Annotated in this window: 13 protein-coding genes; 3 read left to right on the top strand and 10 right to left on the bottom strand. The window is 63.1% G+C overall.

All coding sequences use genetic code 11. The annotated features are described in order from the left end of the window. The gene (locus DOM33_RS01670; RefSeq protein WP_239495224.1) at window positions 1–978 is read left to right on the top strand and encodes a ribokinase; all 978 of its coding nucleotides are present in this window, start codon (window positions 1–3) and stop codon (window positions 976–978) included. A 253-nt stretch (window positions 979–1,231) separates the two neighbouring features. Further along, complete coding sequence (locus tag DOM33_RS01665; RefSeq protein WP_110665245.1) at window positions 1,232–2,182, top strand: nucleoside hydrolase; 951 nt, start codon at window positions 1,232–1,234, stop codon at window positions 2,180–2,182. A 128-nt stretch (window positions 2,183–2,310) separates the two neighbouring features. On the opposite strand, the gene DOM33_RS01660 is transcribed toward DOM33_RS01665, so the two are convergent. The 8 genes from DOM33_RS01660 to DOM33_RS01625 all read right to left on the bottom strand — a co-directional run bounded on the left by DOM33_RS01660 (window position 2,311) and on the right by DOM33_RS01625 (window position 11,071). Further along, a complete protein-coding gene (locus tag DOM33_RS01660) occupies window positions 2,311–2,583 on the bottom strand; it encodes an acylphosphatase (RefSeq protein WP_110665243.1) in 273 nt (90 codons plus the stop codon). Next, window positions 2,552–3,496, bottom strand: coding sequence for a YihY/virulence factor BrkB family protein (locus DOM33_RS01655; RefSeq protein ID WP_110665241.1), 945 nt, complete (start codon window positions 3,494–3,496; stop codon window positions 2,552–2,554). The genes DOM33_RS01660 and DOM33_RS01655 overlap by 32 nt, the downstream gene beginning before the upstream one ends. Before the next feature lie 129 nt (window positions 3,497–3,625). Further along, a complete protein-coding gene (locus tag DOM33_RS01650; RefSeq protein WP_110665239.1) occupies window positions 3,626–4,543 on the bottom strand; it encodes a LysR family transcriptional regulator in 918 nt (305 codons plus the stop codon). Window positions 4,544–4,601: 58 nt separating this feature from the next. Next, the gene (gene cls, locus DOM33_RS01645; protein WP_110665238.1) at window positions 4,602–6,032 is read right to left on the bottom strand and encodes a cardiolipin synthase; all 1,431 of its coding nucleotides are present in this window, start codon (window positions 6,030–6,032) and stop codon (window positions 4,602–4,604) included. Window positions 6,033–6,207: 175 nt separating this feature from the next. Next, a complete protein-coding gene (locus DOM33_RS01640) occupies window positions 6,208–7,713 on the bottom strand; it encodes a fumarate hydratase (RefSeq protein WP_110665235.1) in 1,506 nt (501 codons plus the stop codon). A gap of 179 nt (window positions 7,714–7,892) precedes the next feature. After that, entirely contained in the window at window positions 7,893–8,714 is an 822-nt protein-coding gene (nei, locus tag DOM33_RS01635; RefSeq protein WP_110665234.1) for an endonuclease VIII, read from the bottom strand. A gap of 30 nt (window positions 8,715–8,744) precedes the next feature. Then, window positions 8,745–10,775 carry an excinuclease ABC subunit UvrB gene (uvrB, locus tag DOM33_RS01630; protein ID WP_110667415.1) on the bottom strand — a complete coding sequence of 677 codons (2,031 nt, stop codon included), beginning with the start codon at window positions 10,773–10,775 and terminating at the stop codon, window positions 8,745–8,747. 98 nt (window positions 10,776–10,873) lie between these two features. After that, a complete protein-coding gene (locus DOM33_RS01625; protein WP_110665232.1) occupies window positions 10,874–11,071 on the bottom strand; it encodes a hypothetical protein in 198 nt (65 codons plus the stop codon). A gap of 173 nt (window positions 11,072–11,244) precedes the next feature. Between DOM33_RS01625 and ygfZ the strand changes: the two genes are divergently transcribed. Then, entirely contained in the window at window positions 11,245–12,285 is a 1,041-nt protein-coding gene (ygfZ, locus tag DOM33_RS01620) for a CAF17-like 4Fe-4S cluster assembly/insertion protein YgfZ (protein WP_162617858.1), read from the top strand. 18 nt (window positions 12,286–12,303) lie between these two features. Here ygfZ and DOM33_RS01615 read toward each other — a convergent pair whose 3' ends face one another. Both DOM33_RS01615 and mscL read right to left on the bottom strand, forming a co-directional pair. Beyond that, window positions 12,304–13,086, bottom strand: a complete 783-nt coding sequence (locus DOM33_RS01615; protein ID WP_110665229.1) for a TatD family hydrolase — start codon at window positions 13,084–13,086, stop codon at window positions 12,304–12,306. A gap of 30 nt (window positions 13,087–13,116) precedes the next feature. Beyond that, the gene (gene mscL / locus DOM33_RS01610; RefSeq protein ID WP_110665227.1) at window positions 13,117–13,611 is read right to left on the bottom strand and encodes a large conductance mechanosensitive channel protein MscL; all 495 of its coding nucleotides are present in this window, start codon (window positions 13,609–13,611) and stop codon (window positions 13,117–13,119) included. Window positions 13,612–13,648 lie beyond the last annotated feature (37 nt).

Genomic DNA, 13,648 nt, shown 5'->3' with positions numbered 1-13,648 from the left:
ATGACACTCAATGCCAAGGTCCCCACCGGGGATCTATCCGCCTCGAACGCGATGCCAATGGTTTACAACTACGGCTCGATCAACATCGACTACGTCTATCGCGTCCCGCATCTGGTGCGGCCGGGAGAGACGCTATCGAGCAGCAGTTTTCAGCAGGTCCTGGGTGGCAAAGGTGCCAACCAATCGCTGGCACTCGCCCGCGCCGGCGGCCGTGTCGTGCACTGGGGTCGTCTGGGCCAGAGCGATCGCTGGGCGCTGGAGCCGCTCAATCGGGCCGGCGTCGATACGGTGCAGGTGGAACTGACCGCCGAAGCGAGCGGTCATGCGTTGATCCAGGTGGATGACAACGCCGAGAACGCGATCATTCTGCATCCCGGCGCCAACCACGGTTTCAGCGACAAGCATCAGCGGGCACTGGTGGAGGCGGCCGCCGAGGGCAGCTGGCTACTGATGCAGAACGAGTGCAACCATGCCGAGCGCATCATCCGGCTCGCGGCATCGCATGGCCTGTCGATCGCCTTCAACCCGGCCCCGCTGTCGGCGGACGTCGCTTCGCTCCCGCTCGATCTGTGCCGCATTCTCTTTCTCAATCGCGGTGAAGCCGCCGCGCTCGTCGAATGCGATGAAGCCGACGACGTCGAGGTTCTGCTCGAGGCGTTGACTGCGCGCTTCCCCGGCATCGAGATCGTCCTGACGCTTGGCCGCGACGGCGTGCGCTACTGCCATGGCGAAACGCGCCTGCGCGCCGAGGCTCACCAGGTAGAAGCGCGGGATACCACCGCTGCCGGCGACACCTTCATTGGCTACTTCATGGCGGCCCGTCAGCGAGACGAGACGATCGAGCAGGCGCTGCGCCTTGCCAGCGCCGCCTCCGCCCTCTGCGTTCAGCAGGCCGGTGCCGCGCCGAGCATTCCGGACAAGCCGGCGGTGGAGAAGGCGCTGCGCGACCTGCCCGCGCTCGCCATCGATGCCGACTGATACGCCTGTCGGCGACACGCGTTCGGCGTTGTCGCCGCGGCACTCCACGACGCCCGTCACCGCGTCGTTCGTTTTCGACCGCCGTGCTTTCCAGCAAGACTCTCCCGACGAGACTTTTGCATCGAGCGTTGCCACCAGAACTGTCCTATCGGGACTTTCGTGTTGGGGCTTTCGTATCGAGACTCCTCATCGGAATTTTTCCAGCCGGATTGGCTAGCGGGACGCTTCAATAGACTTCAACAGCAGGACGCCCATGACTCACTCCATCATCTTCGATACGGACCCCGGCGTTGACGACGCCCAGGCCATCGCGATCGCGCTGGCACACCCCGAGATCGAGCTGCTCGGCATGACCACCACGTTCGGTAACGTCACCATCGAGGTCGCAACGAGCAACGCCCTGCTGCTGGCGGAACTCGCCGAGCAGCGTATCCCCGTGGCGCAGGGCGCCGCCGAGCCGATGGTGAAGAAGAAAAATCCGCCGCCGGGGCATATCCACGGTGACAACGGCCTCGGCAACATGGCGCTGCCGGAGACGACGACGCACGCCGTCGAACAGAGTGCGCCGCAGTTCATCGTCGAGCAGGTCAACGCGCGCCCCGGAGAGGTGGTGCTGGTCGCGGTCGGGCCCCTGGGCAATCTCGCCGCGGCGCTCCAGCTCGATCCCACACTGCCCCAGAAGGTCAAGCAGGTCGTCGTGATGGGTGGCTCGATTCGCGAGGGTGGCAACGTCACGCCGGTCGCCGAAGCCAACATGTTCAATGACCCCCACGCCGCGGCGAAAGTGCTTCAGGCCGACTGGCCGCTGACATTGGTGGGGCTCGATGCGACCCATCGCTGCGTGCTCGACCCGGCGAGCATGAAGAAGATCGTCGCTGGGCAGGAAAAACTCGGCCGAGTACTCGAAGAGAGCTATGCCTTCTACCGGCGTTTCTACCAGAAGGCGCAGGGCATCGACGGCTGCTGCCCTCACGACAGCTGCGCCCTGGTGTGGCTGCTGCGGCCCGACCTTTTCACGACCCGGCAGGGATATCTGAGCGTCATCACGGAGGGCCTGGCGGAGGGCCAGACCCTGCTGTCGCCGCTGGAACGCGAGTTCGTCGATGCTCGCTGGTCGATCGGCACGCCCAAGCAAGTCTGCCTCGACGCGAACGGCCCCGCTGTCATCGACTGGATCGTCGAGGCGCTGACGCCGACCGAGTGATCTTCGGCGTGGCGTCGATTCGGTACCCATCGACGCGTCACTGAACGATTAAGCCGGCCACTGTCGGGCCGGCTTGATCCTTGCTCGCCTGTCTCAGAAGTCGCTCGATAAGTGGCTGGAACACCCTTTTACGCGGTCGTGAAGTCCGACGGCGCGGTGAACGTGGCCTCTTCGACGGTGACATCCGAGACGCAGGCACCCGAGGAACCCTGCCAAAGCTGATCGATGAGCTCGGCAATCGCCGTCGCTTCACCGCAGGCCATCACCTCGACCCGGCCGTCGGCCAGATTCACCGCCTGACCGGTGATACCCCATCGTTCGGCTTGACGGCGAACGTGGTCACGATAGCTCACGCCCTGAACTCGGCCGCTAACGGTGGCTTTGATCGTCCGATTGCTCATCGCCTGTCTCCTCTCTTGTGATCACCTCGTGTCGGACGCGTACCGCTGTGTTGCGCGTGACGATCTTGCGCCCCTTGGATTCGACGTGGCTTCGCGTGAACGCCGCCCCGAAGAGCAGGATCAACGACGAGTAATAGACCCAGAGCAGCACCAGCACGACCGACCCCGCGGCGCCGTAGGTCGAGGCCGTCGCGGTATAGGCGAGATAGGCCGCGATGGCGTTGCGTCCTATGATGAAAAGCACCGCCGTCACCACGGCGCCGAGGGCCACGTCACGGTAGCTCAGCACGACATCCGGCAGCACCTTGAAGATGGCAGCGAAGAACAGCGACACCACCAGAATCGATAGCGCGAACTCTGCAATCATCAGCAACAGCTCACTACCCGGCATCCAGGACCCCGCGTACTGGAACATGGCGCGCAGAATCACGCCGAGGACGAGCGACACGAGCAGTACGAAACCGATCGCGAGTACCACCGTCATGGAGAGCAGACGTTTCTTGATGAGCAGCAGCATGCTGTTGCGATCGGGATTGGGCGCCACGTCCCAGATGGTGTTCAACGAAAACTGCATCTGACCGAATACCGTGGTGGCGCCGATGAGCAGCGTCACGAACCCGGCGATGGTCGGGAAAATACCCGCCGCCTGAACACTCGACTGCGCAACGGCGCTTTCGATCGCACTGGCGGCCGACTCCCCGAGCGTATCCTGGAGCTGAGTCACGATTTCGCCACGAGCGGCGTCCTCGCCCAACCAGAATCCCACCACAGTGACGGCAATGATGATGGTCGGGGCGAGCGAAAACAGCGTGTAGAACGCAAGCGATCCGGCGTAGCTGAACGCATTGCGGTCCAGCCAGAGCTGAACCGCGTTCTTGATCACGTTGAACCAGTACTTGATGACCTTGGGCATCGATTCGGCATCCTCAATGATATGGCGCCGCCATACGAGGATGCCGGCAAATCGACGTCGGCGGCCACGATTGGCAGCGCCCTGATAAAGTCTAGCCGAAAATGCCGCGAGCCCAACCGCTTGGCGGCATCATGCGCGGAGGAAATCGCTCGGCAGCTTCATCATGCGCCGCCAGAGCTTTTCGACGCCGGGTTTGTGCACCAGTGAGCAGCGGTAAAGGCGGATCTCCAGTGGAATGTCCCAGCTCTCGTCGGCGGCGCGTACGAGCTTGCCGCCGGCGAGTTCTTCTCGAATACAGAAATCCGGAATCCAGGCGAGGCCCACGCCTTCGAGTGCCATCCCTTTCAGCCCTTCGGCCATCGCCGTCTCGTAGACGGTCTTCAGCCGCATGCGCGCGGGTTCGTTCTTCAGCAGCATCCGCACGCTACGCCCGAGAAAGGCGCCCTGGGTGTAAGCCAGAAACGGGATCGCGCTGTCGCCGTCGAAGGAGAACTTCGCCTCACCGTTGGATCGCGGCACGCTGACCGGGATCATCTTGACCTGACCGATGGAGAATGACGGAAATATCTCTGCATCGAGCTGCATGGTGGCGTAGGGGTCGTGATAGGCCAGCATCAAGTCGCAGTTGCCTTCCCGCAGGACGTGAATCGCATCGCCCACGTTCATCGCCACCAAGCGGGTGGGCAACTCGCCGACGCCCTTCTGCAAACGAGAGATCCAGCGCGGATAGAACGCCAGCGCCAGCGAGTGTGCGGCGACGATGTCGAGCGCCTCGTTGTCCATCGCCAGACCGCGAAGGTGCGCGAGACTATCGTTGAGCTGCTCGACCATACCGCGCGCGGTGACCAGAAAGAGCTGCCCTTCCGCCGTCAGGCTCACCGGCGTCGTCGACCGGTCCACCAGGGTGGCTCCCACCGCCTGTTCCAGCGACCGGATGCGCCGGCTGAACGCCGGCTGCGTGACGTGTCGCTGACGGGCCGAAGCGGAGAAGCTTCGCGAGTTGGCCAGCGCCACGAAGTCCTCGAGCCATTTGGTTTCTAGATTCAAGACTGTCCCCAGTTCGATGCCCGGTTTCTCGTTGCCGCGCGACGTCGCCACGTCGACGCTACTGCACGGGCGACAGCAGGTAGGTCGCTCGTGATACCACCTTGCGCCACAGCGCGCGCTCCGCGAGTTCCCGTTCGGTCACCTGACGACTCACCGAGAAGTCCCGCTCCAGCATGGCCTGCACCTCGGCGGCGAAGGTCTTGTCCGGCACGTACGCGGTCACCTCGAAGTTGAGTCGAAAGGAGCGATTGTCCAGATTGACCGTGCCCACCATGGCGGTGTGATCGTCGACGAGCAACGTCTTCTGGTGAAGGAACCCCGGCTGGTATCGATAGATCTTGACGCCGTTGCGGATCATTTCCGGCAGAAAAGCGAAGGCCGATAGAAAGACCAGCAGATGATCCGGGCGCTCGGGAATCAGCACGCGCACATCGACGCCGCGCAGCGCGGCAAGCGTCAAGGCATCCTGAACCCCGTGGTCGGGTACGAAGTAGGGGCTGGTCACCCAGAGCCGGTGACGCGCACCGTGAATGGCGTGCTGGATCAGCAGGCTCGCGGTCTCGCGTCCGTCCGCGGGTCCGGAAGGGACGATCGCCACGTGCTGTGAAGCGTCAGTGACGTCGTGAGTAATCCAGTGGAGCGCGAGGATGTCGCCGGTCGCCCAGTACCAGTCTTCCCAGAACGCTTCCTGCAGGGCGAGCACACTCGGCCCTTGCAACCGAAGATGCGTGTCGCGCCAGGGACCATAGCGCTCGACTCGCCCCAGATATTCGTCCGCGACGTTGAATCCGCCGGTCCAGCCGAGGCGGCCGTCGACGACCACGATCTTGCGATGATTGCGGAAATTGATCTGAAACCGATGACGCCAGCCACGCGAAGAATTGAACGCCGTGACGCGAACCCCCGCTTCCTCCAGGTCTCGCAGATAGCCGCCGGGCAGACCGCGACTGCCGATCTCGTCGTAGAGGAAGTAGACGTTGATGCCGTGCTCGGCCTGATGAATGAGCCGGCGCTTGAAAGCCATGCCGATCTCGTCGGCACGTATGATGAAGAACTGAACGAGGATGTAGTCCTCGGCCTGATCGATTCCCGCGAAGAGACTGTCGAACGTCGCTTCACCATCGATCAACAGATCCACCCGATTACCGCGGGTCATTGGCATCATCGCCAGCTGTTCGACGGCGCGGATACGCCCGCTCACCGATTCGGGGCGGGAAATGTAGGACTCCATGTGGCCCCGATAGCGCTGCAGCACCTGGCGAAGCACGGTATCGCGCTCCCCTCGTGCCGACACGTAGCCGTAGAATCGTGGCCGCCCGAACGTCCAGAAGATGGGCACGCTGAAATAGGGAAAGGAGATCAGCGTCACGATCCAGGCCACCGCGCCCTGTGAGGTTCGGCTCGACATGAGCGCGACGATGGCGGTAAGCACCCCCGCGATGTGCGAGATCACCAGCAGCGCCCCAATGATCCAACTCATGTCCGTCATTCCCTGTACGCTCGCGACACGCCCCGCTCCCTGGCAATTTGCTCAACCCACACAGCATCATACCGAAAAACGCCAGGCGCCCCACAGGCACCTGGCGTTCCACGTTCGAGACGTCGTCGCTGGCGGCCGGCTCGCCTGGACGAAAAGTCGGCCTGCCGACGTTCGCGCAGCGGTATCAGAGGCGCTCGGCGATGATCTCTTTCCACTTGGCAGGCCCGGTCTGGTGCACCGAGTCGCCTCGATGGTCAACGGCCACCGTGACCGGCATGTCCTCCACCTCGAACTCGTAGATCGCTTCCATACCCAAATCGTCGAAAGCGATGACCTCGGCCTTCTTGATCGCCTGTGCCACCAGGTAGGCGGCGCCGCCGACGGCCATCAGATAGACGGCCTTGTTGTCACGAATCGCCTCGATGGCCGTCGGCCCGCGCTCGGCCTTGCCGACCATGCCGAGTAGCCCCGTGCTCTCGAGCAACGGGCGCGTGAACTTGTCCATTCGCGTCGCCGTGGTGGGGCCCGCCGGACCGACCACCTCGTCGCCCACGGGATCGACGGGACCCACGTAGTAGATGAACCGGTTCTTGAGATCCACCGGCAGCGGCTCGCCCTTCTCCAGCATATCGATCATGCGTTTGTGGGCCGCGTCGCGACCGGTCAACAGCTTGCCGGAGAGCAGCACGGTATCGCCCGGCTGCCACTCTCGAACCGCCTCGGGGGTCAGGCTGTCCAGATCCACCCGGCGCACGCCCTCGCCCACTTCCCAGGTGATTTCCGGCCAGTCATCGAGTTTCGGCGCCGGCAGCACCGCAGGCCCGCTCCCGTCGAGCGTGAAATGCACGTGGCGCGTCGCGGCGCAGTTGGGAATGATGGCGACCGGTTTGTTGGCCGCATGGGTGGGATAATCCTTGACCTTGATGTCCAGCACGGTCGTCAGCCCGCCGAGACCCTGCGCCCCGATACCGGTCTGATTGACCTTGTCGAAGAGCTCGAGCCGAAGCGTCTCCGCTCGGTTGCTGGCGCCCCGCGCCTGGAGTGCCTGGATGTCGATCGGGTCGAGCAGCGATTCCTTGGCGAGTTCCATCGCCTTCTCGGCGGTTCCGCCAATGCCGATGCCGAGCATACCGGGCGGGCACCAGCCGGCTCCCATCTTCGGCAGCTGTTCGAGAACCCAGTCGACCACGCTGTCCGACGGGTTGAGCATGGCGAATTTCGATTTCGCCTCGCTGCCGCCCCCTTTCGCCGCCACATGGATCTCGACCGTGTCGCCAGGCACCAGCTTGTGATGAATGATCGCCGGCGTGTTGTCGCCGGTGTTGCGCCGCGCCCCGTCCGGATCGGCGAGAACCGAGGCGCGCAGAACGTTATCGGGTAGCGTGTAGGCGCGGCGTACCCCCTCGTTGACCATGTCGTCGAGGCTCTTGTCGGTCTCCCAGCGCACGTTCATGCCGACATGGACGAAGACCGTGACGATGCCGGTGTCCTGGCAGATCGGGCGATGACCGGTTGCACACATCCGCGAATTGATCAGTATCTGGGCGATCGCGTCACGTGCCGCCGGGTTCTCTTCACGTTCGTACGCGGCGTTCATCGCATCGATGAAGTCTTTAGGGTGGTAGTACGAGATGTACTGCAACGCATCGGTCACGCTTTGGACAAGATCCTGCTCGCGGATCACGCTCATGCTCGGCTCTCCTTCGGGTCACGGACGGCTCGTTTTATCCTGGGGTACGGGCCGTTTATGTCAGGTGCGCATATTCTACTGCACTCAAAGTTCGAATTTGATAGTTCTTTTTGCAGCAAAAGATAACGGTATAAATACCAAAAGCGCTGACCCACAATTCCCTCACGGAAGCGCCGATGTCAGTCGGGCTGACAGATAGGACAGCGGTAGAGGCGTCGAGAGGCGATGGTTTCTTTGAGAATCTGGTCGCCACAGGCGTGACAGGCGAGTCCTGCTCGATTGAACACGGCGTGGCGCCAGCGTGACCGAGTCGCCCCCGCGCGCTGCAGCGTTTCACGCCAGGCCGGACGATTGGTGACGCCGGCCTCACGGTAAGCTTGGTGGGTCGTCCGCAGTATCTCTTCTGCCAGCCGCCAGCGCTGATCGACGGTCAAATCACTCGCTCGCTTTTTCGGTGGCAACCCCGCATAGAAAAGGATTTCCGAGCGCAGATAGTTACCGATACCCGCCAGGAAATGCTGATCGAGCAACAGCCCTCCCAACCCTCGACGACGAAAGGCTGGCGCATTCAAGCGTTCGTCGATCTGCGCGACCGTGACGTCATGCGTGAGCAGGTCGGGGCCCAAACGCGCCAGAAACGGCTGCTCGTGCAGTGTATCGATCGTCCAGAGCGAAATGTCCGAGGCGCTGTACAGACTGGCGACGTGAGTCGTCGTCTCGAGTCGCGCCCGAAGTACACGGCGAGTCCGCGGCTCCTGCCCTGCTCTATGAATTCGCCATACGCCGTAAAGCTGATTATGGGAATAAAGCACTTGGCCCGAAGCGAACGTCGTGAGGAGCGCCTTGCCCCAGCTATCCACCGCCGTCACCCGACTACCGGCTAGGGCTTCGGCGCTGGCCTCGAGGACCGGGTACGCAAACCAGACCCGCGTCAGCGGCGCGTCGACGAGCACTTTGCCGAGTCGGTCCGCGACGCGGCGTATTTCCGGTCCTTCTGGCATCCCCCCTCCTTGGGTCGGCCAATGCGCGGATCAGCCCAGCTCGAGGAGCCTTGCCTTGAGCGTCTGCGTTTGGTCACGCAGCTTGGCCGCACGCTCGAACTCCAGGTTCTGCGCCGCTTCGTGCATCTTGTCCTCGAGCTTGCCGATCTCCTTGGAGAGCTGCGTGGCGTTCATGTCGCGTAGCGCCTCCTGGGTATACTCGCCCGGCGCCTCGGCCACCAGCTGCTCGGTGCGCTTGCGGCTGCCCTTGCGCCCCGGCGCCTGCGCCCCTTCCATGATATCGGCGACCGACTTGGTCACGGTCTGCGGCGTGATACCGTGCTCTTCGTTATGGGCGATCTGCTTGGCGCGACGTCGTTCCGTTTCGTCGATGGCACGCCGCATCGAATCGGTGATGCGATCCCCATAGAGAATCGCCTTCCCGTGGGCGTTTCGCGCCGCACGACCGATGGTCTGGATCAGCGAGCGCTCGGCGCGCAGAAAGCCCTCCTTGTCGGCGTCGAGAATCGCGACCAGCGACACTTCGGGAATATCCAGGCCTTCGCGCAGCAAGTTGATCCCGACCAGCACGTCGAACTTACCGAGCCGCAGGTCACGGATGATCTCCACGCGCTCGACGGTATCGATGTCCGAGTGGAGGTAGCGAACCCGCACGTCGTGCTCGTCGAGATATTCGGTCAGATCCTCCGCCATGCGCTTGGTCAACGTGGTGACCAGTACCCGCTCGCCGACTTCGAGACGCAAGCGAATTTCCGAGAGCAGGTCGTCGACCTGAGTGGATGCCGGCCGGACCTCGATTTCCGGATCGACGAGCCCGGTCGGGCGCACCACCTGCTCGACCACTTGGCCCGCATGTGCGGCTTCGTAATTGCCCGGTGTCGCGGAGACGAACACCGTTTGAGGAACGATGCCCTCCCACTCTTCGAACTTCATCGGTCGGTTGTCGAGCGCCGAAGGTAGTCGGAAACCGTATTCGACCAGCGTCTCCTTCCGCGAGCGGTCGCCCTTGTACATCCCCCCGACCTGAGAAACGCTGACGTGGGACTCGTCGATGAATAGCAGCGCATCGTCCGGCAGATAGTCGAAGAAGGTCGGCGGCGCCTGCCCCGGGTCACGCCCCGAGAGATAGCGGGAGTAGTTCTCGATCCCGTTGCAGTAGCCGAGCTCGAGCATCATCTCGATGTCGTAGAGCGTGCGCTGCTCGAGACGCTGTGCCTCGACCAGGCGCTCATGATTGCGCAGGTACTCCAGACGATCCGCCAGCTCCTGCTTGATCGAATCGATGGCGCCGAGAATCGTATCGCGAGGCGTGACGTAGTGAGTCTTGGGGTAGATGGTCATCCGCGGCACCTGCCCGCGCACCTCCCCCGTCAGCGGATCGAATAGCCGGATCGAGTCGATCTCGTCACCGAAGAGTTCGACACGCACACCCTCGTCCTCGGCATCCGCCGGGAAAACGTCGATGACATCCCCGCGCACGCGGTAGGTACCCCGGCGGAAATCGGCATCATTGCGAGTGTACTGAAGCTCCGCCAGCCGGCGCAGGAAACTGCGCTGGTCGATCTGCTCGCCACGGTTGAAATGCAGCCGCATCTTCATGTACTGCTGCGGGTCGCCGAGACCGTAGATCGCCGATACCGAGACCACGATCAGCGCATCCCGACGCTCCAGCAACGCCTTGGTCGCCGACAGCCGCATCTGCTCGATGTGATCGTTGATCGAGGCATCCTTCTCGATGAAGGTATCCGAGGACGGGACGTAGGCTTCGGGCTGATAGTAGTCGTAGTACGAGACGAAATACTCGACGGCGTTGTCAGGAAAGAAGCTCTTGAACTCGCCGTAGAGCTGTGCCGCGAGTGTCTTGTTGGGCGCGAGCACGATGGTCGGGCGCTGCAGGCGCTCGACCACGTTGGCCATGGTGAAGGTCTTGCCGGAGCCCGTGACACCCAGCAATGTCTGATGCGATAGGCCCGCTCCCAATCCCTTGATCAGCCCTTCGATCGCTGCAGGTTGATCTCCGGCCGGCTGATAATTCGACTGAATCTTGAAAGGTTTATCCATGCTCATGAATTAGGGTCCAAACCGTTGATCTTCAAGAACGCCGAACGAAACACGCCTGAAGCGGCTCGCCGCTCGCTCGTCGCAGGAAAATACCGCCATCAGCGCGCTGCGAAGCCGCCTTTCAGCGCCGCTACGGCTTCGATGAGCGCCGCGCGACTCACGTTGCCGTCCACTTCTGCCCAGTCGCGACCGATATCCACGGTTTCGACACCGTCGACCATCATCAGCGCGGTGGTGACCCGGTTGAGATCCTCTGGTGTGGAGAGGCCCTCTAGGGCGAGATTGATCTGTGACATGCTGGGCTCACTTGGCTGACGGCAAGCGCACGGCTCGCCGGAATGAAAACGACTCACCAGAATAGCACGCTAACCGGCTTCTGCCCGGGCCGACTCGGGCCGTTGCATTGCGTGGCATGTGTCACCATCTCAGAGGCACTGACTCGCACCCATTCAAGCAGGGAGATAGCTGCATGAACGACTGGATGGCACACCTCAAGGCACAGCAGGGCACGCTGGAACCGGGCCACGACTGGCGCTTTCCCGAGGACGATCGCCTCGACCCCGCGACGACTGCGTGGCTCACGCCGCTGAGTCATCTCAAGATCCTCGAGTGCGAAGGCGTCGATGCCGAACGTTTCCTGCAGGGGCAGATGAGTGCCAACGTCGAGCACGCCGACGGCCGCCTTGCCCCGTTGACCGCCTTCTCCACGCCCAAGGGGCGGATGATCGCCAACGCCGAGGTACTCAAGGTCGCCGAGCATCGATACTGGCTACTGCTCGACGTGTCACTCGCCGAACCGCTGGCCCAGCAGTTGAACAAGTTCGCCCCCTTCTACAAGACGACGCTCACTCGGCGTGACGACATTGCGCTCTTCGGCGTGGTGGGCGAGCCGACATCCCTGTCACTGACCGATCTCCCCGAGCTGCCGGCGCGCGCCTGGGAGATGCGCCAGAACCCGACGGGCCTGGCACTTCGTCACCCCGGGCCGCGGCCACGCTGGCTATTCGCGCTCGATGAAGCGAACGCCATCGCGCAGTGGAATCGCCTGGCGATCGATCTCCCCGCCGCCGGCAATCGATTCTGGAAGCGGGAGGACATCGCGGCGGGCATCGCCTGGCTGAATGCCGAACGCAGCGACGGCTACCTGCCACAGATGCTCAACTGGGAAGCGCTGGGCGGTATCAGCTTCCGCAAGGGTTGCTACACCGGTCAGGAGATCGTGGCGCGGGCTCACTTTCGCGGTCAGGTGAAACGTCGCCTGCAGATCGCGACGCTCACGGGTGCGACGCCGCCGTTACCGGGTGCCGAAATACGCGATGCCGCTGGCAAGCGCGTGGGTGAACTCTTTCAGGCCATCGAGAGCGCCGACGGCGATGAGTGCCTTGCCCTGATCATTCTCAATACCGGCAAGGAGTCCGAGCCGCTCTACCTCGATGAGCGAGCGGTCAGCGTCCACCCCCTGCCCTACCCGCTGGAGCGTCTCGATCCGGAAACGCTGGTCGAGGGCTGAGCGTTCCAGACTCTGGATTCATCCTTCGGATTGGCATCCGAACAGCCGGCGGGCGTTGCGCGCGGTATGTCTCGCCACCTCCGCCGGGTTCTGCCCCCTCAGTTCGGCGACCCGCTCGCAGACAGCGGCGAGTCGACAGGGTTCGTTGCGCGACCCCTGATGGCCACTGAGCGGCATGTCCGGGCTATCCGTTTCGAGCACGAAGGCATCGTCGGGCAGCGACGCGACGCTCCGATGAAGTCGCTGGGCACGGGAATAGGTGACGCTGCCCCCGATACCCAGGGTGTAACCGAGATCGATGAAGCGCCGAGCCTGCTGGGGACTTCCGCCGAAGGCGTGGACGAGCCCGCCAGCCGGTAGCGCGAGCTCCCTCAATCGCTTGGCGACGGTATCGTCGGCGTGAACGCAGTGCACGACGACGGGGAGCCGGAAGCGCTTGGCGAGCTGCAGCTGTGCTTCGAAGATCACCCACTGCCGATCGAGCGTCTGCTCGAACCGCGCATCGATGCCGCACTCGCCGATACCCACGATCCGCGAATCGTTCGCCAACGCGCGTTCCAGCGCCTCCAGATCGTCGGCTCCGTGTTCATCGAGAAAATAGGGGTGAAGCCCTAGCGACACCACCACACCCTCTCGCTCGGCCAGCGACGTTACGTCGGGCCAGCGTGCCCGTGTCGTGCCCGGCACCATGAAACGACGCACCCCGGCCTGCCGCGCTCGAGCGAACACTGCTTCACGGTCGTGATCGAACTCGGGAAAGTCGAGGTGGCAGTGGGCATCGAACAGAAAGCTGTCATTCATGACATGCAACCGCTCGCCGGTGAACGGTCGTCAAAGCGTCTTGTCGGCGGTCGCGGGCTCGCCCGTTTCGAGATCGGCGGTGCAGTGGCCGCATTTGCTCGCCTTGATGGGAATCGTCATGAAGCAGCGCGGGCAGGCCTTGTCCGTCGGCGCCTTGGGCTCGATCGCTTCCTCTCGCTTCAGGCGGTTGATGGTGCGCACTAGGAGGAAGACGGCGAAAGCCACGATCACGAAACTGATGACGGCGTTGAGGAAAAGACCGTAGTCCAGCGTGACCGCGCCTGCTTGCTGCGCCGCCGCGAGCGACGCATAGGGGCCGGGGGTGGCGCCCTCCTTGAGCGTCACGAAGAAGTTGGAAAAGTCCACGCCGCCGATCAGCAGACCCAGCAGCGGGTTCATCACGTTCTTGACCAGGCTCTGCACGATCAGCGTGAACGCGCCGCCGATGATGATCCCTACCGCCATGTCGACGACGTTGCCCTTGACCGCGAACTCGCGGAACTCCTTCAAGAATTTTGAAGCCACCGCCGTTCCTCCCGTTACTTGCCGACACCCGGCACGA

It is taken from the genome of Salinicola halophilus (genome assembly GCF_003206155.1).
GTDB classification, from domain to species: domain Bacteria; phylum Pseudomonadota; class Gammaproteobacteria; order Pseudomonadales; family Halomonadaceae; genus Salinicola; species Salinicola halophilus.
The sequence above is the reverse complement of the archived record's forward strand: the minus strand, read 5'-3'. Positions and strand labels throughout refer to the sequence as shown.

Coding starts and splice junctions, on each gene's coding strand:
- ygfZ (WP_162617858.1), top strand. CDS start 11,245: ATGAACGACTGGATGGCACACCTCAAGGCACAGCAGGGCACGCTGGAA.
- DOM33_RS01615 (WP_110665229.1), bottom strand. CDS start 13,086: ATGAATGACAGCTTTCTGTTCGATGCCCACTGCCACCTCGACTTTCCC.
- DOM33_RS01640 (WP_110665235.1), bottom strand. CDS start 7,713: ATGAGCGTGATCCGCGAGCAGGATCTTGTCCAAAGCGTGACCGATGCG.
- DOM33_RS01660 (WP_110665243.1), bottom strand. CDS start 2,583: ATGAGCAATCGGACGATCAAAGCCACCGTTAGCGGCCGAGTTCAGGGC.
- DOM33_RS01670 (WP_239495224.1), top strand. CDS start 1: ATGACACTCAATGCCAAGGTCCCCACCGGGGATCTATCCGCCTCGAAC.
- DOM33_RS01655 (WP_110665241.1), bottom strand. CDS start 3,496: ATGCCCAAGGTCATCAAGTACTGGTTCAACGTGATCAAGAACGCGGTT.
- cls (WP_110665238.1), bottom strand. CDS start 6,032: ATGACGGACATGAGTTGGATCATTGGGGCGCTGCTGGTGATCTCGCAC.
- DOM33_RS01665 (WP_110665245.1), top strand. CDS start 1,232: ATGACTCACTCCATCATCTTCGATACGGACCCCGGCGTTGACGACGCC.
- DOM33_RS01625 (WP_110665232.1), bottom strand. CDS start 11,071: ATGTCACAGATCAATCTCGCCCTAGAGGGCCTCTCCACACCAGAGGAT.
- nei (WP_110665234.1), bottom strand. CDS start 8,714: ATGCCAGAAGGACCGGAAATACGCCGCGTCGCGGACCGACTCGGCAAA.
- uvrB (WP_110667415.1), bottom strand. CDS start 10,775: ATGGATAAACCTTTCAAGATTCAGTCGAATTATCAGCCGGCCGGAGAT.